This is a genomic window from Devosia neptuniae, assembly GCF_025452235.1.
In the GTDB taxonomy this organism is placed as follows: Bacteria; Pseudomonadota; Alphaproteobacteria; order Rhizobiales; family Devosiaceae; genus Devosia.
The window spans coordinates 3,442,956-3,462,233 of the sequence record NZ_CP104965.1; the positions used below are offsets into that span (position 1 = coordinate 3,442,956).

A 19,278-nucleotide genomic window follows, 5' to 3' on the forward strand; every position below is an offset into this window, starting at 1 on the left:
AAATGGCAACGCAGGCGGGTCACGCCGCGCTCAGCGCCGCCTTGATGAGGGCGTCGGGCGCGATCGGGGCGGCGAGTTGGTCGAAGGTGCAGCTTTGCGGTGCCTTGTCGGGTCGCCAGCGCAGGAAGCGTGTGCCGTGGCGAAAGCGATCGCCGGTGATCTGGTCGTAGGACACCTCGGCAACCAGTTCGAGCTGCAATGGCTCCCATTGGCTGGATCGTTCGGTGGACCAGCGGCTGGGCCCGCCCGGGGCTTTTCCGGTAAAGCCGGGTCCGCCTTTCAGGTCTTCGAGTTTTCTGGTCAGTGCCGGTTTGTCCTCGTTGGTGAAGGCCGAGGTGAAGCCGACATGATCGAGCTTCCCTTCCGCGTTGTAGAGCCCGAGCAATAGTGAGCCGACCAGCTTGCTGCCGGTGCCATAGCGGAAGCCGCCGACGACGCAATCGGCCGTGCGGATGCGCTTGATCTTGAGCATTGCGCGCTCGCCGCTGGCATAGGGCTCGTCCAGCCGCTTGGCGACGACACCATCCAGTTCATGCGTCAATTCGGTGAACCAGCGTTTGGCGGCGGCGCGATCAATGGTGGCGGGCGAGAGGCGCAGCCTACCGCCGGACGGCAAGCCTGCTACAAAAGCTTCGAGGGCAGTCCGGCGCTCAGCCAAGGGCCGGCCGAGCCAATGCACCCGGCCCTGATGCAGCAGATCGAACACCACCAATATTGCTGGCGTGGCAGCAGCGAGTTTGCGCACCCGGCTCTCGGCTGGGTGCAGGCGCTGCTGCAGGGCATCGAACGAGGCGACGTCGTCGATGGGCACGATCAGTTCACCGTCGAGGATCAGGCGTTGCGCTGGTAGGCTGTGGACCAAGGTTATGATCTCGGGGAAATAGCGCCCCAGCGGTTTGCCCGACTTGCCCCAGAGTTCCACCGCGCCACCGTCCCTGAGGGCGATGCAGCGAAAGCCGTCCCATTTGGGCTCGAATTGCCAGCCTTCCTCCTTCGGCAGGTCCGAAACCAGCCGTGCTTCCATTGGCGGAACAAATTCGAGGGCTGGCATGATCCGATCTCCTTGTCGCCGGCTGACCATCAGGCACTCGCCGGGGCACCTGATTGCAACCTTCCCGGAGCAATCCGGTTGCAGTTGCAGGAGCAGCCCATGCCATCCACCATCATTCAAAAGAGCCAGTACGATCCCCAGACACGAGTACTCTCGATCTGGCTGGCGACGAATGGAAAGCGGTACGACTATCTGGACGTACCGGCTGAAATTTATGATGCTTTCCGAGCAGCCTTTTCCAAGGGCCGGTTCTTCAATCGGCATATCCGATCCAGTTTCCTCGTTCGCGAGGGTGATATTGCTTCGCCTGCCAAGCACTAAATAGTGGACACGCCGCCTCGATATCCGTCATATCGGAAACGTAGCGAGGAGCGTGATGGTGAGTTCTAGCCCAAAGATCGGCCCGGTCATCCAGAGCGAGCGCAAGGCCAGACGGTTGACGCTTGAGGCACTGGCGGGGATGTCTGGGGTGTCGAAATCGATGCTGAGCCAGATCGAGCGCGGCGAGGCCAATCCCACTTTCGCGGTGCTGTGGAGCCTGACCCAGGCGCTGGGGCTGGAATTTTCCGACCTTATAGCGGGTGGCGCCACAGCCAATGAACATGACGTGATTGAAGTCACGCCTGCCCCGCATACGCCGGAAATCAAGAGCGGAGACGGGCTGTGCCGGCTCAAGATATTGAGCCCGCCAAGATTGGCAGGCCATACGGAATGGTATGCCGTCGAGATCGCGGCAGGTGGACGGCTGGACAGCGAAGCCCACGCCAAGGGTGCGGTGGAACATTTCACGGCCTGGACCGACGGGATAATTATCAGGAGCGGCCGGGGCGAAGCAGAAGTGAAGCGCGGCGAGACCGCACGCTACCCTGCTGACGTGCCGCATGCCATTTCAAATTCCGGGACCGAGACCGCGACGGGCCTGCTGGTTCTGCTCTATCGCTAGGTCCTAGAATTCCATTGTCGCGGCATTAATTCCGTTATATTGGAATATCCATCAGGAGGAGGTTCCATTGAATTCCGGTTTTCTCAAGCATCTGCAAGGCGAACTCGACGGCATAGCTGAAGCCGGCATGCTCAAGCGTGAGCGGCAAATCACCGGGCCACAGGGCGGGCGCATTGCGGTGGGCCATCGTACAATGGTCAATCTATGCGCCAATAATTATCTGGGCCTCGCTGACCACCCTGAAATCGCTACTTCCGCGATCGATGCCATCCAGCACTATGGCTTCGGCATGGCATCGGTGCGCTTCATCTGCGGCACGCTGGACCTGCATCGCGAGCTTGAGCAAGCCACGGCGAAATTCCTCGGCAAGGACGATTCCATCCTCTTCGCCGCGTGTTTTGACGCCAATGGCGGGTTGTTTGAAAGCCTGCTCGGGCCGGAAGACGCCATCATTTCGGACGCCCTCAACCATGCTTCGATCATCGACGGCGTGCGCCTGTCCAAGGCCAAGCGCTATCGCTATGGCAGCAGCGACATGGACGATCTCGAAGACCAGTTGAAGCTGGCCGTGTTGGAGGGCAGCCGCTTCCGCCTGATCGTCACCGATGGCGTGTTCTCGATGGATGGTCATATCGCCAAGCTGGCCGAAATCCGGGCGCTCGCCGACAAATATGACGCCATCATCGCGGTCGATGATTGCCACGCCACCGGGCATCTCGGACCCAAGGGCCGCGGTACCGGTGCGCTGACCGGCGCCGAGGTGGACATCATCACCGGCACGTTTGGCAAGACGCTGGGCGGCGCTATGGGCGGTTTCATCGCCGGACCGCAACAGGCCATCGACCTGCTGCGGCAGCGGGCGCGGCCCTATCTCTTTTCCAATGCGCTGGCGCCGGCCGTAGCGGCCGGATCGTTGAAAGCGCTCGAACTGGCCGACAAGGCCGATGATCTGCGCGCAACGCTGATGGCGCATACGAGGCGCTTCCGCGCTGGACTGGCCGAAGCCGGATTCGACCTGCTGGAGGGCGAGACACCCATCATTCCGGTGATGCTTGGCGAGGCCACCAAGGCGCAGGACCTGGCCGCGGCGCTCGACAAGCGTGGCGTTTATGTTGCGGGCTTCTTTTTCCCGGTCGTGCCCAAGGGCAAGGCGCGCATTCGCACCCAGATGTCGGCAGCGCTAAGCCAGGACGATGTGGACTTCGCCATCGGCGCCTTTGCCGAGGCCGGACGGGAATTGGGGATCATCTGATGAAAGCGCTCGTCAAGGCTAGGTCGGAACGCGGCATCTGGATGGAAGACCGGCCGATTCCCGAGATCGGACCGGAGGATGTGCTGGTCAAGGTGCACAAAACCGGCATCTGCGGCACCGATATCCATATCTATAATTGGGATGAATGGGCCGCCAAGACCGTGCCGGTGGGCCTGATCACCGGGCACGAATATGCCGGCGAAATCGCCGCCATCGGCACCGATGTGCGCAACCTGAAGGTCGGCCAGCGCGTGTCCGGCGAGGGCCATGTGGTGGGGATGAAAAGCCGCGCCAGCCGGGCGGGCAAATTCCATCTTGATCCCGAAACCAAGGGCATTGGCGTCAACCTGCCGGGCGCCTTTGCCGAATTCGTGAAAATACCGGCATTCAACATCATCCCCCTGCCCGACGGCATCGATGATGAGATGGGCGCCATTCTCGATCCGCTTGGCAATGCCGTGCATACGGCGTTGGCCTTCGACATTGTGGGCGAAGACGTGCTGGTGACGGGCGCCGGTCCGATCGGCATTATGGGCGCCGCCGTGGCCCGTCATGTGGGCGCGCGTCGCGTCGTGATCACCGACGTCAATCCCGAGCGGCTGAAACTGGCGGCGGAAGTGGCTGATGTCGTACCGGTCAATGTCGCCGATGAAGACCTGCGCGAGGTGATGGCAAAGCTCGGCATGAAGGAAGGTTTCGATGTCGGGCTGGAGATGAGCGGCTCGCCCGCGGCGCTCGACCAGATGATCGACCACATGGTGATGGGCGGGCGCATTGCACTACTGGGCGTGCCCGCACGGCCGTTCAACTTCGACCTGGGCAAGATCGTGTTCCGCATGATTGCGCTGCGCGGCATCTATGGCCGAGAAATGTTCGAAACCTGGCACAAGATGCTGGCCATGCTGGAATCGGGACTCGATGTCCGCAAGGTCATCACGCGCCGGATGAGTGCGGACGATTACGCCAAGGCGTTCGAGCTGGCCGCTGGTGGCGAAAAGGGCAAGATCGTTTTGGAGTGGTAGGCCGCCCTGCCCCACAAGTGCATTTTTTCACGTCCATTTGCCAAAAGAGCATGGGTTTCCGTGCGCCCGGCTGTCACAAACAGTAAAAGGAACCAGGCCCGCGCTGGTCTGCTGCGGTTTTTCCCACGGGTGATAGGTTTATGACGAATTGGTCCGACTCTGGCGCGTTCGCGTCGACACGGCGTGACTTTCTGCGTTCTGCCGGCGCGCTGACGCTCGGCGCGGCGGCCAGCGGGCTGCTGTTGCCGGCCAGCGCCATGGCGCAGGCGGCCACACCGAAAAAAGGCGGGCATCTGATCCTGGGGCTCGACACGGCGTCCAGTTCCGATCGCCTGGACCCGGCCTATTACACAGAAGCCTACCTCTATACCGTCGGTTTCCAGCTGTTCAATACGGTGCTGGAACTGGACGAAAGCGGCAAGCTGGTGGGCGCCCTGGCCGAAAGCTGGGAAGCGACCAAGCCCGATGGCAGCGCCTGGCTGTTCAAGCTCAAAAAGGGCATTCAGTTCCACAATGGCAAAGAGCTGACCGCTGCCGACGTGGTCTATTCGCTCAATCATCATCGCGGCGAAGACAATCCTTCGGGCGGCAAGGGACAGCTGATCCCGGTTACCGACATTGTCGCCAGCGCGCCCTATGAGGTCACCATTACGCTCAGTGCCGGCAATGCCGACTTCCCCTATGCGCTGGTCGACTATCACTTCGGCATCGGCCCCGATGGCGGCGATTTCGACAAGGGCGTGGGCACCGGCGCCTTCATCCTTGAAGATTTCCAACCGGGCGTGCGGGCGCTGACCAAGCGCAATCCGAATTACTGGCATCCCGACCGCGCCAATGTGGATTCGGTTGAAACCATCGCCATGAACGATACGACGGCGCGCGTGGCCGCGCTCATCAGTGGCTCGGCCCACATCATCAACCGCGTCGAACCGCGCACGGTGGGGCTGCTGTCCTCACGGCCAGGGATCAATATCCATGGGGCCAAGGAGAACACCATGTTCACCTTCCCCATGCTGACCAATGTCGCCCCGTTCGATAATCCAGACCTGCGGCTGGCGCTGAAATATGCGATCGACCGAGAGGCTATCCAGCAGAGCCTGCTGGTCGGCACCGGGGCCATGGGCAATGACAATCCGATTGCCTCGTGGAATCCGTATTTCGCAGCTGATATTCCGCAGCGCGCTTATGATCCCGAGCAGGCGGCGTTCCATTTCAAGAAGTCGGGCTTTTCCGGCTCGCTGCCGCTGTCGGTTTCCGACAATGGCTTCCCCGGTTCCGCCGATGCGGCCCAGCTTTACCAGACCGCAGCTGCTGCAGCGGGCATCACCATCGATGTCAATCGCGTGCCCTCGGATGGCTATTGGGATGAAGTGTGGCTCAAGCACCCATTCTGCGCGTCCAATTGGTCGGTGCGCCCCACGGCTGATGCCATGCTCTCGCTGGTGTTCCAGTCCGATGCGCCCTGGAACGAAACGGCCTGGAAGAACGAGAGTTTCGACAAGCTGCTGGCCGCAGCGCGGGTCGAACTCGACGAGACCAAGCGCAAGCAGATCTATCACGATCTGCAGCTTCAACTGGTGAACGAGGGCGGCGAGATCATTCCCGTCTTCGCCGATAACCTGTCCGGCGCGTCCGACAAGGTGGCCGGTTTCACCAATGTGCCGGGCGGCGGTGATCTCTCCGGCTATCGCGTTGCTGAAAAGGTCTGGCTCGAAGCCTGATCTGTTCCGGGCCCGGCGCAAAGCTGCCGGGCCCTTCGTTCTCTCGCATTCAGGAAATAGAAATGGCGCCTCGTACCGCCCCGGTCGAAACCGACACGGAGCTGCCGCCGGCTGCGGATGTTGTCATCATTGGTGGCGGCATTATCGGCATGTCGACGGCGATGTTTCTGGCTGAACAGGGCCTGCGCGTCGTCGTCTGCGAAAAGGGCGTGGTGGCGGGCGAGCAATCCAGCCGCAATGCCGGCTGGGTGCGCCAGCAGGGGCGCGATCCTCGTGAAGTGGCACTCTCCATGGCGAGCCTCGATCTGTGGCGCGGCATCGATGCGCGCGTGGATGGCGATACCGGGTTTCGCCAATGCGGCAGTCTTTATGGGTTTCGCACCGAGGCCGAATTGAGCCGCTATGATGCCTGGGTCGCCAAAGCCAAAGCGTTGGGCTTGGAGAGCCAGGTGCTGGATCGCGACGGTGTTGCGGCAATAGCGCCGGGGTTGGAGCGGGACTATCCGATTGGCCTCTATACCGAAACCGATGGTCGCGCCGAACCGCAAAAGGCCGTGCCGGCGATCACCGCCTATGCGCGCCGACTTGGCGTCACCGTGCTTGAGAATTGCGCGGTACGGGCGGTCGAGAAAACCGGCGGGGCCATCAGCGGTGTCGTGACCGAGCGTGGGCGCATTGTGGCTCCAAAGGTCGTGCTGGCGGGTGGCGCCTGGTCGAGCCTGTTCTGCCGCTCGCTTGGACTGCGGCTGCCCCAACTCAAGGTGATCGTGTCCATGCAGCGCACCGAGGCACTGGCCAATGGCCCGGATGTGGCGATCTGGGTGCCGGGCATTTGCTCGCGCCGCCGCGACGATGGCGGCTACACGATCGAGAATGGCGGCAAATATGTCGCCGATATCGTGCCGAACAGTTTCCGTTTTCTGCTCGACTATCTCCCCACCGTACGCCGCGAAGGCAAGGCGATGAGCCTGCGGCTGGGGCGCCGGTTCTTCAAGGAATTGGGCTATCTCAAGCCCTGGGGCGCCGATGGCATCAGCCCATTCGAGAAGGAACGTATTCTCGATCCAGTGCCCGATTCCGCCGTCATGGCCGCCGTGCCCCGTCTCATGGCCGAGCAGATGCCGGTGTTTGCCGGTCTTGCCATTGCCGAACAATGGGGCGGCTGTGTCGATGTCACGCCCGACGCCATTCCGGTCATTTCGCCGGTCGAGCAGGTGCCGGGCTTTTTCCTGTCGACCGGCTATTCCGGGCATGGCTTCGGGCTGGGCCTGGGCGCGGCACGGTTGACGGCCGATCTGGTCAGCGGGCGCGATCCCATCGTTGATCCGCACGATTTCCGCTTCTCGCGGTTTAGCGAGAAGGGCGGCGTGCATCTGGAATAGCGGGTTGGCGGGGATTGCCTTGACCCGGCCTACGCTGATAGCCCATGCGCCAGGATTTTGAGAGAGAGTGATGATCGACACGCCCCCGGTGGCCCCTATCCAAGGCGCGCCCTTGATCCCGGTTCGGCGGCGGCGCCCCTGCGGGCTGGCCTGCATGCTGATCCGGCGGGTGCTGATGGGGCTCGTGGTGCTCTGGGCCATTTCGGCACTGATCTTTGCCGGCACGCAAATCCTGCCCGGCGACGTGGCCACCGCCATGCTCGGCCAGCAGGCCACGCCTGAAGCGGTCGAAGGCATCCGCAAGGAGCTTGGTCTGGAACGCCCTCCCGTCGTGCGCTACGTGGCCTGGCTCGGTGGTGTGTTGCATGGCGATCTGGGCCGCAGCACCAGCAATAAGCAGGACATTGCCACCAGCATTGCCCCGCGCCTGGCCAATACGCTGTTCCTGGCGAGCGTTGCAGCCGCCATCGCCGTGCCGCTGGCCATCCTGCTCGGTCTCATCGCTGCCCGCTTCGCCGGCACCTTGGCCGACCGGGTGATCAATATCGTCACGCTGGGCGCCATCTCCCTACCGGAGTTTTTCGCGGGCTATCTGCTCATCGCGTTCTTCTCGATCACGCTCGGCTGGTTCCCCAGCGGCTCGACGGTGTCGCCCGATATGGGCCTCCTGCCCCGCCTCCAGGCCATCGCCCTTCCCGCCGCCACGCTGGTGATTGCTGTGCTTGGCCACATGATGCGCATGACGCGGGCGGCTTTGCTCAATGTCATGTCCGCGCCCTATATCGAAACCGCCGAACTCAAGGGCCTCTCCCCCTGGCGGGTGATCTGGAAACACGCTCTGCCCAATGCGCTGTCGCCCATTATCAATGTAGTGGCGCTCAACATGGCCTATCTCGTGGTCGGGGTCGTGGTGGTCGAGGTGATCTTTGTCTATCCCGGCATGGGCCAGTATATGGTCGATCACGTCTCCAAGCGCGACGTGCCCGTGGTGCAGGCCTGTGGGCTGATTTTTGCGGCGGTCTATATTCTGCTCAATCTGGTCGCCGACATTGCCGCCGTCATCGCCAATCCGCGCTTGAGGCATCCGCGATGAACCGCAAGCTTCGTCCATCGCCGCTGGTGCTGCTGGCCTTCCTCGTGCTGGCGCTCTTCATCGGCATTGCCGCCTTTGCGCCCTGGGTCGCCCCTTATGATGTCTCCAAAGTGGTCGGCGGCGTCTGGGAGCCGCCCTCGGCCACGGCTCTACTGGGCACTGACAATCTGGGGCGCGATCTGCTCTCGCGCATCATCTGGGGTGCCCAGATCACCCTAAGCGTTGCCGCTCTTGCCACTCTCATCGCCTTCATAGTCGGCGTGGCGCTGGGCCTCTTGGCCGCCATGCAGCGCGGTTGGGTAGATCAGGCCCTCTCGCGCGGCAATGATCTGCTGATGGCTATCCCCACGCTGATCTTTGCGCTGGTCGTCCTGGCCGTGCTGCCCAAAAATGTCGTCGTGCTGGTCCTCGTTATGGCCGCGCTCGATGCCACGCGCGTCTTCCGCGTCAGCCGCGCCGTCGCCACCGATATTGCCGTGCTCGACTATGTCGAAGTCGCCCGCATGCGCGGCGAAGGCTGGGGCTGGATCATGCTGCGCGAAATCCTGCCCAATGCGGCGGCGCCCCTCCTGGCCGAATTCGGCATGCGCTTCGCCTTTGCCGTGCTGTTCCTGTCGACGCTGTCCTTTCTGGGCCTGGGCATTCAGCCGCCCGTGGCCGATTGGGGAAGTCTGGTCAAAGAGAACAAGGATGGCCTGCTGTTCGGCATTTTCGCCGCGCTCATTCCCGGCGGCGCCATTGTTCTGCTGGCCGTCTCGGTCAATCTTATCGTGGACTGGGTGCTGACCCGGGCGGCGCATCTGCGTGGGGAACTTGGCAATGGCTAATGCCCTGCTCAGCGTCAGCGATCTCGTCATTGCGGCGGGCGAGACCGTTCTGGTCGACAAGGTGTCCTTTGATCTCGAACCGGGCCGTGTGCTCGGCCTGATCGGGGAATCGGGCGCCGGCAAATCCACTATCGGGCTGGCGGCCCTCGGCTATGGCCGCCGTGGCGTGCGCATTACCGGGGGCCGTGTGGTCCTCAACGGGCAGGATATCCTCCAACTCGGCAAAGCCGGGACACGCGACCTGCGCGGCGCGGCCGTGACCTATGTCGCCCAATCCGCCGCAGCCGCATTCAACCCCGCCCATCCACTGCTCGATCAGGTCATCGAAGCCAGCGTCTGGCACGGCATCATGAGCAAGGCCGACGCCATTGCGCGGGCAAAGAGCCTGTTCGCCATGCTCGGCCTGCCCGATCCCGAGCATTTCGGGCAGCGCTATCCCCATCAGGTCTCGGGCGGACAGCTGCAACGCGCCATGACCGCCATGGCGCTCTGCCCCAAGCCGCAATTGGTGGTGTTCGACGAACCTACCACGGCACTCGATGTCACGACGCAAATCGAAGTTCTGGCCGCTATCAAGCACGCCATCGCCACCACGCACACTGCCGCGCTCTATATCTCGCACGACCTTGCCGTCGTAGCCCAGATTGCCGATGACATTCTGGTACTGCGCCACGGCAAGACGGTGGAATCTGGCACCAGCGAGCGCCTGTTCACCGCTCCCGCAGAGGACTACACCAAGCGCCTGATGTCGGTGCAATGGGCCGAAAAGGCCATCGCCGCCCAGCCGGCCGAGCGGCTGCTCTCGGTCAGCAATATCCATGCTGGCTACGCCTCAGGCGCGGACGTACTCAGCGATATCAGCCTTGATGTCGGCACAGCGGAAACCCTGGCCGTGGTCGGGGAATCCGGTTCGGGCAAATCGACCCTGGCGCGGGTGTTGATGGGCCTGCTCCCGGCGCGCTCCGGCACCATTGCGTTCGAGGGCACTGAACTGGCCCCCGCGCTGGCCAAGCGCACGCGCGAGCAATTGCGCAATGTGCAAATGATCCACCAGATGCCCGATATCGCGCTCAACCCGCTGCAAACCGTGGGCACCATTATCGGGCGGCCGCTGGACTTCTATTTCGGCCTCAGCGCCAAGCAGAAGAGCCAGCGTGTCGCCGAATTGCTCGACCAGATCGAACTGCCTGCCAGCATGCTCAGCCGCTATCCCGGCCAGCTCTCGGGTGGTCAGAAACAGCGTGTTTGCATTGCCCGCGCGCTGGCGGCCAATCCGCGCCTCATCATCTGCGACGAGCCGACATCGGCGCTCGATCCGCTGGTGGCCGAGGGCATTCTGGCGCTGCTGATGCAGACCCAGCGCGATACCGGCACGTCCTACCTGTTCATCACCCATGACATCGCCATTGTGCGGGCTATCGCCGATAGCGTGGCGGTGATGCATCGTGGGCGGGTGGTCCGCCATGGCCGCAAGGCCGAGGTGCTGTCACCACCCTTTGACGCCTACACCGCTCAGTTGCTCGAATCGGTGCCGGAGATGAAAATCGGCTGGCTCGACGGTGTGTTGCAACGGCGCATGGCCAATCGGGTGGAAAGCTGAGCCTTTGCTTTTCCGCCATCCAATCCCCATTTTCCATGCGTGCCGCGCAGTCGCGACGCCATTGCTTCTCGAAGGACACCAAAAATGACACGACGCGGACTTCTGCTTGATGGCGGCATGGGGCGTGAGCTGGAGCGCATTGGCGCGCCGTTCCGCCAACCTGAATGGTCGGCTTTGGCACTGATGGAAGCGCCCGAATTCGTCACCCAGGCGCATGCCGGCTATATCGAAGCCGGCGCCGATGTGATCACGACCAATAGTTATGCCGTGGTGCCGTTCCACATTGGCGAGGAGCGCTTTGCTGCTGATGGCCAGAAGCTTGCGGCGCTTGCCGGGCGTCTGGCGCGTGAGGCTGCTGACGCGGCTAGGGATCGCAAGGTGCTGGTCGCCGGTTCGTTGCCGCCGGTATTCGGCTCCTACCAGCCGGACCTGTTCAACCCGGCATTGGCTGGCGCCTATCTCGATGTGCTTGTGGGCGGCATGGCGCCGTTTGTCGATGTCTGGCTGGCCGAAACCCAGAGTAGCCTCGCCGAAGCGCGCGCGGCCCATGCTGCGACCGCCAGCACCGGCCTGCCATTCTGGATTTCCTTCACCCTGCGCGACGACGTCTCTCCCGCCGAAATGGGCGAAGCCCAATTGCGCTCCGGGGAAACTGTGGTCGCTGCCGCCGAACTCGCGGCATCGCTGGGTGCCTCTGCCATGCTGTTCAATTGCAGCATGCCCGAAGTCATGACTGCGGCCATCGAGGCGGCCTCCAAGACCTTTGCCCGCTTGGGTGTTGATCCCCAGATCGGCGTTTACGCCAATGCCTTCCCGTCCCAGCAGGACGACGAAGAGGCCAATGCCGTGGTCACCGAAATCCGCGACGACCTCAACCCGGTGGCCTATGACCAATGGGCCCAGCAATGGGCCAAGGCCGGCGCCAGCATTATCGGCGGCTGCTGCGGCATCGGCACCGAGCACATCCACACGCTGGGCAAGCACCGCACCTGGTAAAGCGCTAGGCGAGCAGCTTCGCCGCTGCCAGCGACAAGGCCACCACACCCAGCCCGATCGAGCGTTCGTCGGGCTGGTAATCGGAATTGTGCAATCTGTCGTCGCGCCCCTGCTGGGACGCGCCGATGCCGAGCTGGAAGGCCGGCACCCGCTCGCCGATCAGGGCAAAATCCTCGGCGCCCAGCGACGCCCTACCCTGCTGCACCACATCGCCATAATGCTCGCGGATCGCTGCCATGGTGGTTTCAAGGATATGCGTATCGCTGACCAGCGAGGGCACGCCGCGCACATAGCTGATCTCGCATTCGACCCGCAGCGATGCCTCCAGCCCCTGACATTGCCGCCGCAACGCTGCCTCGATCAGGTCACGCGAGCGCTTGTCCTGGGTCCGCACCGTGCCGCGCAACATGCAGCTATCGGGAATGATGTTGTGGGTGTCCCCGGCCTGGATCGCGCCGATGGTCAGTACTGCCGGATGCATCGGGTCGATCTCGCGGGACACGATGGTCTGGAGCTGCAACACCAGATGCGCTGCCGCGACAATCGGGTCCACCGTCTGATGCGGCCGCGCTGCATGGCCCGACGACCCGCGAATGACGATATCGAATTCGTCCGAGGACCCATTGGTGATCCCGGTGATAAAACTGAACGTGCCCGTCGCTTCGTCCGGGTGATTGTGAAAGCCCAGCGCCATGTCGACGCCGTCCAGCACGCCATCGACAATCATCGCCGCCGCGCCGCTTTCAGAGGTCTCCTCGGCCGGCTGGAACATCAGCTTGATGCGGCCCGAAAGCTGGGGCGCGACCTGCTTGAGCACCGCACCAATTCCGATCAACGTGGCGGTATGCAGATCATGCCCGCAGGCGTGCATGCGGCCGGCAATCGTTGATGCATAAGGCAGGCCGGTCTGCTCGTGGATCGGCAGCGCATCCATGTCGGCACGGATCAACAGCGTCGGCCCCGGCCGGCCGCCCTCGATCACCCCGACCACGCCGGTTCGCCCGACCCCGGTCTGGTGGGTGATCCCCAGCCGGCTCAATTCCCGCGCGACTGTGGCGCTGGTGCGCACTTCCTCGAAGGCCGTTTCGGGATGGGCATGGATATCGCGCCGGATTTCGATCAGCCGCGGCTCCTCATCGGCCGCAATCTTTTCGACCAGACCTGCCAGGTCGTTGAAACCACCACTCACGATTCGATCCTCATCACACAGCCTGTCGTAACGATTGGCGCCGCATTTGACGAGTGCGCGCGATGCTGACCGGAACCTGCCGGAACTTCGCAAAAGCGTTGCTGGTATCGATCTTTCGGCGGCATTATCGGCCACGTATAAGGCCGGGGATGGATCGTGCAGATGCACCTAAGGCGTCGGGGAGAATATTTTGAGCAATTCCGAACGGATCGAGCAGCTGCTGGCCGCCATGACGCTGGAGGAAAAGGTGTCCATCCTTTCCGGCGAGGATTTCTGGAGTGTGCCGGCCATTGAGCGCTTCAATATCGGTAAGCTGCGCGTGACAGACGGCCCCAATGGCGCGCGTGGCGGCGGTTCGCTGATCGGCGGGGTGAAGTCGGCCAGCTTTCCGGTCGGCATCGCGCTGGGCTCAACATGGAATGTGCCGCTGCTCGAAGAGATCGGCGCGGCGCTGGCTGATGAGGTCAAGTCCAAGGGCGCGCATATGCTGCTGGCGCCCACGGTGAACATCCACCGCTCGGTGACCAATGGCCGCAATTTCGAGTGCTATTCGGAGGATCCGTTCCTTACGGCCGAACTGGCGGTCGGCTATATCAAGGGACTGCAGAGCCAGGGGATCGGCGCCACGATCAAGCATTTCGTGGGCAATGAAAGCGAGATCGAGCGCACCACCATTTCGAGCGAAGTGGGTGAGCGGGCGCTGCGCGAAATCTATCTCATTCCCTTCGAGGCGGCGGTGAAGCAGGCCGGCACCTGGGGCGTCATGAGTTCCTATAACCGGCTCAACGGCACCTATACCTCGGAGCATAACTGGCTGCTCGGCACCGTGTTGCGTGATGAATGGGACTATGATGGCATCGTCATGTCCGACTGGTTCGGCAGCCATTCCACAGCCGAGACGGTAATTGCCGGGCTCGATCTGGAAATGCCCGGCCCGCCCCGTGACCGCGGCCAGAAACTGGTGGATGCGGTCAATGCCGGCACTGTCGACCCGGCGATCGTGGACCAGCGGGTGCTGGCCATGCTGCGGCTGATGGAGCGCGTCGGCTCGCTCGATGACCACCGCCCGCATGCCGAACGCGCCGATGACCGGCCGGAAACCCGTGCGCTCATCCGCCGGGCCGGGGCCGAGGCCGCTGTGCTGCTCAAGAATAACGGCGTGCTGCCGCTGGCCGGTGAAGGCAAGATCGCCGTGATCGGCCCCAATGCCAAGACCGCGCAGATCATGGGCGGCGGCAGCGCCCAGCTCAACGCGCATTATCGCATTTCGCCCTGGCAAGGGCTGGTTTCAGCCCTTGGCGAAGACCGCCTGAGCTATGCGCAGGGCTGCACCAATGAGCGTTTCCAGCCGGTGCTGCGTGGGGATTTCACCGTCGAATATTTCGACAACGAAAAACTGGCGGGCACGCCGGTGCATATCGGCACGCAGGAAGAGGCGCAGGCCTTCTGGATCGGCAATGTGGGCGACGGCAAGGTGGACCCACTGCATTTCTCGGCGCGGATCACGGGCCAGTTCACCCCCGAGGTGAGCGGCGAGCATCGCGTGGGCATCTATTCGGCTGGCTTCGCCAAGGTGTTTGTCGATGGCAAGCTGATTGCCGACGCCTGGACCGACTGGAGCAAGGGCCGCACCTTCTTTGAGGAAGGCTCTGACGAAGTCGTCGGCTCGGTGACCTTGGAGGCCGGCCGCAGCTATGAAGTGGTGATCGAATTTGCCACCAAGGCATTCGCCACGCTGGGGCTTGCAGCCTTCGCCTGCGGCATTGGACATCCCTTGGGTGACGAGGCCATTGCCGAGGCGGCGCTGGCGGCGCGCGATGCCGATGTCGCATTGGTCATTATCGGCCGCAACGGCGAGTGGGATACCGAAGGCAGCGACCTGCTGTCGATCGAGTTGCCGGGACGGCAGAACGAGCTGGTGGCGGCGGTGGCCCAGGTCAATCCAAACACCATCGTGGTGCTGCAGACCGGCGGACCGGTGGAAATGCCCTGGATTGGTTCGGTCGCGGCAGTATTGCAGGCCTGGTATCCTGGGCAGGAAGCCGGCAATGCCATCGCCGATGTGCTGACGGGCGTCGCCGAACCCGGTGGGCGCCTGCCCCAGACCTTCCCGGTTCGCTGGGCCGATAACCCGGCGCATAGCCAGGATCGCGAAGTCTATCCGGGGCTCGAGGGCAAGGTGCGCTATGAGGAAGGTATCTTCGTGGGCTATCGCCATTATGACCGGCTGGGCTTGACGCCACTATTCCCCTTTGGCTTCGGGCTGAGCTACACCAGTTTCACGCTGTCCGACCTTGTGGTGGACGATAGCCGGTTCGAGAGCGATGGCGAGGTCAATGTGAGCCTCGCTGTGACGAATAGTGGATCGCGGAGCGGCTCGGCCGTCATCCAGCTTTATGTCGGTGATGAAGCCTCGTCCGAACCCCGCCCGGCCAAGGAACTCAAGGCATTCCACAAGGTGCAACTGGCGCCGGGCGAAACCGGCAAGGTGACCCTGAAACTTGACGCCCGCAGTTTCGCCTATTTTAGCGAGACCGGCCACCACTGGGTGGTGGAAGCTGGCGCATTCACGCTGCGGGCGGGCCTATCCTCGGCCGACCTGCCGCTGAGCGCCAGCGTGGAGCGGAAAACCTCGACGGTGTTACCGGTTTAGGCGGCGCCTACCTGACCTTGATGACCACCTTGCCCTTGGCACGACCCTGTTCGATATAGGCCAGCGCCTCGTTGGTCTGTTCGAACGGGAAGACGCGGTCGATTACCGGGCGGATGATGCCGGCTTCGATGAGCGCCGTGATTTCGGCCAATTGGGCGCCATTGCCGGCCATGAACAGGAAAGAATAGCGGAGACCGGCGCGCTTGGCTCGCCGCCGGATGCCAGCGCTGAGCAGGCGCAGGACCAGCTTCAGCAGCGGGTTCAGGCCCTTCTCGCGGGCAAATTCGGGATCGGGCGGGCCGGAGATCGACACTGCAACGCCGCCGGGCTTCAGTATCCGCAGCGACTTTTCGAGCGTCTTGCTATCCTGGCTGTTGAGGACGACGTCATAGCCGGACAGGACCTGCTCGAAGTCGTCCTTCCGATAATCGACGACGATATCGGCACCGAGGCTTTTGACCAGATCGGCATTGGCCGCGCTGGTCGTCGTAGCAATTGTTGCGCCCAGGTGTTTTGCCAATTGAATGGCGATAGTGCCAACGCCGCCTGAACCGGCCTGAATGAAAACCTTCTGACCCTTACGAAGGCCCGCCCGTTCGACCAGCGCCTGCCACGCAGTCAGCCCCACCAGCGGAATGGAGGCCGCCTCTTCCATGCTGAGGTTTTTTGGCTTTAGCGCCACGTCCACCTCGTCCATGGCGATATATTCGGCAAACGTGCCGATCCGCCCATCGCGCGGCCGGGCATAGACTTCATCACCCACATTGAATTTTTTGACCTTTGCACCAACGCGGATGATCACCCCGGCCACGTCATGGCCGGCGGTGAAGGGTGGCTTATAGGGCACGATGAGCTTGAATTCCCCGTCTCTCAGCATGGAATCCAACTGGTTCAAACTGGCGGCATGGACCTGCACCAGCACGTCATTCGGCCCGACCTGCGGCTCTGGAACATCGCCAAGCCGGAGGGGAGCTTTCTTGGCATAGCGATCGATGATGAAGGCTTTCATTTTCGTGGCTTTCCGAAATGTAACGAGCCCCATCGGGTTCGCCGCTATTGTATTACGTCCATTTAGTAATATTATGGTCATATTGCAATAGTCGATCCAAGGAGATCCCATGCGTTACGAGAAGGGCCGAAAAGACGCGTCGCGCCAGCGGATCATGGACGTCGCGACGGAGAAGTTCCGCTCAGACGGCATTGCTGCATCAGGGCTTGCCGGCATCATGAACGCGGCAGGACTGACCAATGGTGCGTTTTACCCCCACTTCCCGTCCAAGGCGGCGCTGGTCCGCGAAACCCTCGCGGCAGCGCTCAAGGATCAGTCGGACCAGACACGCGACCTGCTGGAAGCCGGCGGGCTACCACTGGCCATCGACGCTTACCTATCGGCAGAGCACCGCGACAATCCGGGCACAGGCTGCGCTTCAGCCGCACTCTTGCCGGAAATCGCGCGAGAGCCCGCCGAAACGCGCGAGGTATATACCGAGCATGTCCTGAAGCTCATCCGCCTCGTTGCGGCACAGCTTCCAGGCGATGCCAGCGAGCGCGAAGATGTGGCCTTTGGCATTTTTGCGACCCTGATCGGCGCGCTTGAGCTGTCGCGCGCCGTGGAGGGGGCCGAACTCTCGGACCGCATTCTTGTCGCTGGTGCGGCGGCGGCAAAGCAAATGCTCGCGCCCCATCAAGGCCAGCCAGCCAAGGACAAATTGTCATGAAGCATCAGGACGTACCGACCAGCACGATCAATGTCGGCGGCACGATATTCGCTTATCGGGAGCTCGGACCCAAGACAGGCGTGCCAGTGATCTTTCTCACCCATCTGACGGCGGTTCTGGACAATTGGGACCCAAGGGTGGTCGATGGCATCGCGGCAAAACGCCATGTCATTACCTTCGACAATCGCGGCGTCGGCGCATCGGAGGGCAAGGTTCCCGATACGATCGAGGCCATGGCCCGCGACGCGATCGCCTTCATCCGGGCGCTTGGCTTCACGCAGGTCGATCTGCTGGGGCTTTCGCTGGGTGGCTTCATCACCCAGAAGATTGTGCAGCTGGAGCCGCAGCTCGTTCGCAAAATCATCCTGGCGGGCACCGGGCCAGCCGGCGGCAGCGGCATCGACAAGGTGACCCAGATCACCATTTTCGACATGCTCCGCGCCGCACTGACCTTCAAGGATCCCAAGAACTACCTGTTCTTTAGCCAGACCCCCAATGGCAAGAAGGCGGCGGGCGCGTTCCTGCAGCGCTTGAAGGAGCGGACCGCCAATCGCGATAAAGCCATCTCGCTTGGTGCCTTCTACCGGCAGCTCAGGGCCGTGCATGCCTTTGGATTGGAGCGACCTGCTGACCTGTCACGCGTAACGCAGCCAGTGCTCGTGGTGAATGGCGATCAGGACCGGATGGTGCCCACCAGCAACTCGATCGACATGTCAAAGCGCTTTCCCAATGCCGAACTGGTTCTCTACGCGGATGGCGGGCACACGGCGATTTTCCAGTACCACGAGGCATTCGTGAACAAGGCGCTGGAATTCCTCGGCACCTAGCGATGTGCCCTCTGCCTCAACTGGCGAGGGCTTCCAGAGCGCCCGCCTCCCGCACCGCAATGTCGGCCATGGCCAAAGCCGCTTCACGGGTCTTGGCGGCGGCGATGAAGCGGCCATTGTGGCAGAAGCTCGCGCCCACCACGCCGCAGGCGGCCTCCAGATCGCCATTGGTCAAGCCGGCCCAGGCGGCCGGCAGATCGGCCCGCACCTCAAAGCCTTCATCGGCCTGCCGGATCGTGGTCAGGCACCAATCCTTGTCGCGCGGATGCACGACGAACAACAGGTGATCGGCACCGGCCTTTACGATAGCCGGACGGAACGGCATGCCCATGGGCAGTTCCAGTACACGCCCCTGCCCTGCGGTCTCGATGGCCTGCTCTACCAACGCCTCGGCCCGCAACTTTGCGGCACTCCGCGCTATTCTGGCTTCAACGAAACTGCGCGCAATGGCCAGGGCAGCGTGGAAGCTGCGATCCTCGGCCTCGGGGTCAGTCTCGTCAAAAACCGGTTTGAGGGTTTCCAGCAATGCCGGCAGGGTCAACCCCGTCAGCGGCCCCGATGGGCTCAGCGCACCATTGTCCACCAGATCGATCGGCAGCACGAAGCTGCCATCGAACGCCGCATGCACCACTTCGATATGGGCCTCAGGAAGGCCTGAAGCGGCAAGATAATCGCGGCCGAAATGCTTCCAGATCAGGCCAAACGAGGAATAAGGCTGACCATCCTCGCGTAGCGGAGCGCCGCGCTGATGGTGATCGAATATCTGCGCCGCTGCATCATAGGCGCCGCCCACATCATAAATGACGCGATCGGCTCCGGCCGTGATCCACTCCGGCGCCCGGCTGCGGACCAGCCGCGCCTGCGGAAAAAGCCGGGTCAGGATGACGCTGGACAGCAATTCATCGGCATGGAAGCCACCGGAATGGGTGACGAGGAAATCTGGAATCATGCCGGAATGCGCCTTGTGTTCGCGGAGGGACCGCTTGTGTCGCGCACCAGATAGC

Annotated in this window: 17 protein-coding genes; 13 read left to right on the top strand and 4 right to left on the bottom strand. The window is 62.7% G+C overall.

The annotated features are described in order from the left end of the window. Window positions 1-19: 19 nt before the first annotated feature. Complete coding sequence (locus N8A98_RS19695; protein WP_262167878.1) at window positions 20-1,051, bottom strand: ATP-dependent DNA ligase; 1,032 nt, start codon at window positions 1,049-1,051, stop codon at window positions 20-22. Window positions 1,052-1,150: 99 nt separating this feature from the next. Here N8A98_RS19695 and N8A98_RS19700 point away from each other — a divergent pair, with 99 nt between their 5' ends. The 10 genes from N8A98_RS19700 (at window position 1,151) to N8A98_RS19745 (ending at window position 11,887) form a co-directional block, all read left to right on the top strand. Further along, window positions 1,151-1,372, top strand: coding sequence for a KTSC domain-containing protein (locus tag N8A98_RS19700; RefSeq protein ID WP_262167880.1), 222 nt, complete (start codon window positions 1,151-1,153; stop codon window positions 1,370-1,372). Window positions 1,373-1,427: 55 nt separating this feature from the next. Further along, the gene (locus tag N8A98_RS19705) at window positions 1,428-1,994 is read left to right on the top strand and encodes a helix-turn-helix domain-containing protein (RefSeq protein WP_262167882.1); all 567 of its coding nucleotides are present in this window, start codon (window positions 1,428-1,430) and stop codon (window positions 1,992-1,994) included. A gap of 67 nt (window positions 1,995-2,061) precedes the next feature. Then, window positions 2,062-3,246: a glycine C-acetyltransferase gene (locus tag N8A98_RS19710; RefSeq protein ID WP_262167884.1), complete on the top strand. Its 1,185-nt coding sequence runs from the start codon at window positions 2,062-2,064 to the stop codon at window positions 3,244-3,246. Next, complete coding sequence (gene tdh, locus N8A98_RS19715; RefSeq protein WP_262167887.1) at window positions 3,246-4,268, top strand: L-threonine 3-dehydrogenase; 1,023 nt, start codon at window positions 3,246-3,248, stop codon at window positions 4,266-4,268. Before N8A98_RS19710 ends, tdh begins: the two co-directional genes overlap by 1 nt. A 140-nt stretch (window positions 4,269-4,408) precedes the next feature. After that, the gene (locus N8A98_RS19720; protein ID WP_262167889.1) at window positions 4,409-5,989 is read left to right on the top strand and encodes an ABC transporter substrate-binding protein; all 1,581 of its coding nucleotides are present in this window, start codon (window positions 4,409-4,411) and stop codon (window positions 5,987-5,989) included. A gap of 62 nt (window positions 5,990-6,051) precedes the next feature. Next, the gene (locus N8A98_RS19725) at window positions 6,052-7,371 is read left to right on the top strand and encodes an NAD(P)/FAD-dependent oxidoreductase (protein ID WP_262167891.1); all 1,320 of its coding nucleotides are present in this window, start codon (window positions 6,052-6,054) and stop codon (window positions 7,369-7,371) included. Between the two features lie 154 nt (window positions 7,372-7,525). Further along, window positions 7,526-8,464 (top strand): ABC transporter permease, encoded by a 939-nt coding sequence (locus N8A98_RS19730; protein WP_390888849.1) that lies wholly within the window; start codon window positions 7,526-7,528, stop codon window positions 8,462-8,464. Next, the gene (locus tag N8A98_RS19735) at window positions 8,461-9,291 is read left to right on the top strand and encodes an ABC transporter permease (protein WP_262167895.1); all 831 of its coding nucleotides are present in this window, start codon (window positions 8,461-8,463) and stop codon (window positions 9,289-9,291) included. The genes N8A98_RS19730 and N8A98_RS19735 overlap by 4 nt, the downstream gene beginning before the upstream one ends. Then, window positions 9,284-10,891: an ABC transporter ATP-binding protein gene (locus tag N8A98_RS19740; RefSeq protein ID WP_262167897.1), complete on the top strand. Its 1,608-nt coding sequence runs from the start codon at window positions 9,284-9,286 to the stop codon at window positions 10,889-10,891. The genes N8A98_RS19735 and N8A98_RS19740 overlap by 8 nt, the downstream gene beginning before the upstream one ends. Window positions 10,892-10,975: 84 nt before the next feature. Next, entirely contained in the window at window positions 10,976-11,887 is a 912-nt protein-coding gene (locus tag N8A98_RS19745; RefSeq protein WP_262167900.1) for a homocysteine S-methyltransferase family protein, read from the top strand. A 4-nt stretch (window positions 11,888-11,891) separates the two neighbouring features. Here the strand turns inward: N8A98_RS19745 and N8A98_RS19750 are convergent, their stop codons facing one another. Beyond that, complete coding sequence (locus tag N8A98_RS19750) at window positions 11,892-13,076, bottom strand: M20 metallopeptidase family protein (RefSeq protein ID WP_262167902.1); 1,185 nt, start codon at window positions 13,074-13,076, stop codon at window positions 11,892-11,894. A 229-nt stretch (window positions 13,077-13,305) separates the two neighbouring features. Between N8A98_RS19750 and N8A98_RS19755 the strand changes: the two genes are divergently transcribed. Continuing rightward, window positions 13,306-15,729: a beta-glucosidase gene (locus N8A98_RS19755; RefSeq protein WP_262172082.1), complete on the top strand. Its 2,424-nt coding sequence runs from the start codon at window positions 13,306-13,308 to the stop codon at window positions 15,727-15,729. Window positions 15,730-15,736: 7 nt separating this feature from the next. Here N8A98_RS19755 and N8A98_RS19760 read toward each other — a convergent pair whose 3' ends face one another. Beyond that, a complete protein-coding gene (locus tag N8A98_RS19760) occupies window positions 15,737-16,738 on the bottom strand; it encodes an NADP-dependent oxidoreductase (RefSeq protein WP_262167904.1) in 1,002 nt (333 codons plus the stop codon). 109 nt (window positions 16,739-16,847) lie between these two features. Here N8A98_RS19760 and N8A98_RS19765 point away from each other — a divergent pair, with 109 nt between their 5' ends. Both N8A98_RS19765 and N8A98_RS19770 read left to right on the top strand, forming a co-directional pair. Next, window positions 16,848-17,447: a TetR/AcrR family transcriptional regulator gene (locus tag N8A98_RS19765; RefSeq protein ID WP_262167906.1), complete on the top strand. Its 600-nt coding sequence runs from the start codon at window positions 16,848-16,850 to the stop codon at window positions 17,445-17,447. Next, entirely contained in the window at window positions 17,444-18,274 is an 831-nt protein-coding gene (locus N8A98_RS19770) for an alpha/beta fold hydrolase (protein WP_262167908.1), read from the top strand. The genes N8A98_RS19765 and N8A98_RS19770 overlap by 4 nt, the downstream gene beginning before the upstream one ends. 16 nt (window positions 18,275-18,290) lie before the next feature. Here the strand turns inward: N8A98_RS19770 and N8A98_RS19775 are convergent, their stop codons facing one another. After that, window positions 18,291-19,223 (bottom strand): MYG1 family protein, encoded by a 933-nt coding sequence (locus tag N8A98_RS19775; RefSeq protein WP_262167910.1) that lies wholly within the window; start codon window positions 19,221-19,223, stop codon window positions 18,291-18,293. Between the last annotated feature and the right edge of the window lie 55 nt (window positions 19,224-19,278).

Coding starts and splice junctions, on each gene's coding strand:
- N8A98_RS19695 (WP_262167878.1), bottom strand. CDS start 1,051: ATGCCAGCCCTCGAATTTGTTCCGCCAATGGAAGCACGGCTGGTTTCG.
- N8A98_RS19700 (WP_262167880.1), top strand. CDS start 1,151: ATGCCATCCACCATCATTCAAAAGAGCCAGTACGATCCCCAGACACGA.
- N8A98_RS19705 (WP_262167882.1), top strand. CDS start 1,428: ATGGTGAGTTCTAGCCCAAAGATCGGCCCGGTCATCCAGAGCGAGCGC.
- tdh (WP_262167887.1), top strand. CDS start 3,246: ATGAAAGCGCTCGTCAAGGCTAGGTCGGAACGCGGCATCTGGATGGAA.
- N8A98_RS19720 (WP_262167889.1), top strand. CDS start 4,409: ATGACGAATTGGTCCGACTCTGGCGCGTTCGCGTCGACACGGCGTGAC.
- N8A98_RS19725 (WP_262167891.1), top strand. CDS start 6,052: ATGGCGCCTCGTACCGCCCCGGTCGAAACCGACACGGAGCTGCCGCCG.
- N8A98_RS19730 (WP_390888849.1), top strand. CDS start 7,526: ATGCTGATCCGGCGGGTGCTGATGGGGCTCGTGGTGCTCTGGGCCATT.
- N8A98_RS19735 (WP_262167895.1), top strand. CDS start 8,461: ATGAACCGCAAGCTTCGTCCATCGCCGCTGGTGCTGCTGGCCTTCCTC.
- N8A98_RS19740 (WP_262167897.1), top strand. CDS start 9,284: ATGGCTAATGCCCTGCTCAGCGTCAGCGATCTCGTCATTGCGGCGGGC.
- N8A98_RS19745 (WP_262167900.1), top strand. CDS start 10,976: ATGACACGACGCGGACTTCTGCTTGATGGCGGCATGGGGCGTGAGCTG.
- N8A98_RS19755 (WP_262172082.1), top strand. CDS start 13,306: ATGACGCTGGAGGAAAAGGTGTCCATCCTTTCCGGCGAGGATTTCTGG.
- N8A98_RS19760 (WP_262167904.1), bottom strand. CDS start 16,738: ATGAAAGCCTTCATCATCGATCGCTATGCCAAGAAAGCTCCCCTCCGG.
- N8A98_RS19765 (WP_262167906.1), top strand. CDS start 16,848: ATGCGTTACGAGAAGGGCCGAAAAGACGCGTCGCGCCAGCGGATCATG.
- N8A98_RS19770 (WP_262167908.1), top strand. CDS start 17,444: ATGAAGCATCAGGACGTACCGACCAGCACGATCAATGTCGGCGGCACG.
- N8A98_RS19775 (WP_262167910.1), bottom strand. CDS start 19,223: ATGATTCCAGATTTCCTCGTCACCCATTCCGGTGGCTTCCATGCCGAT.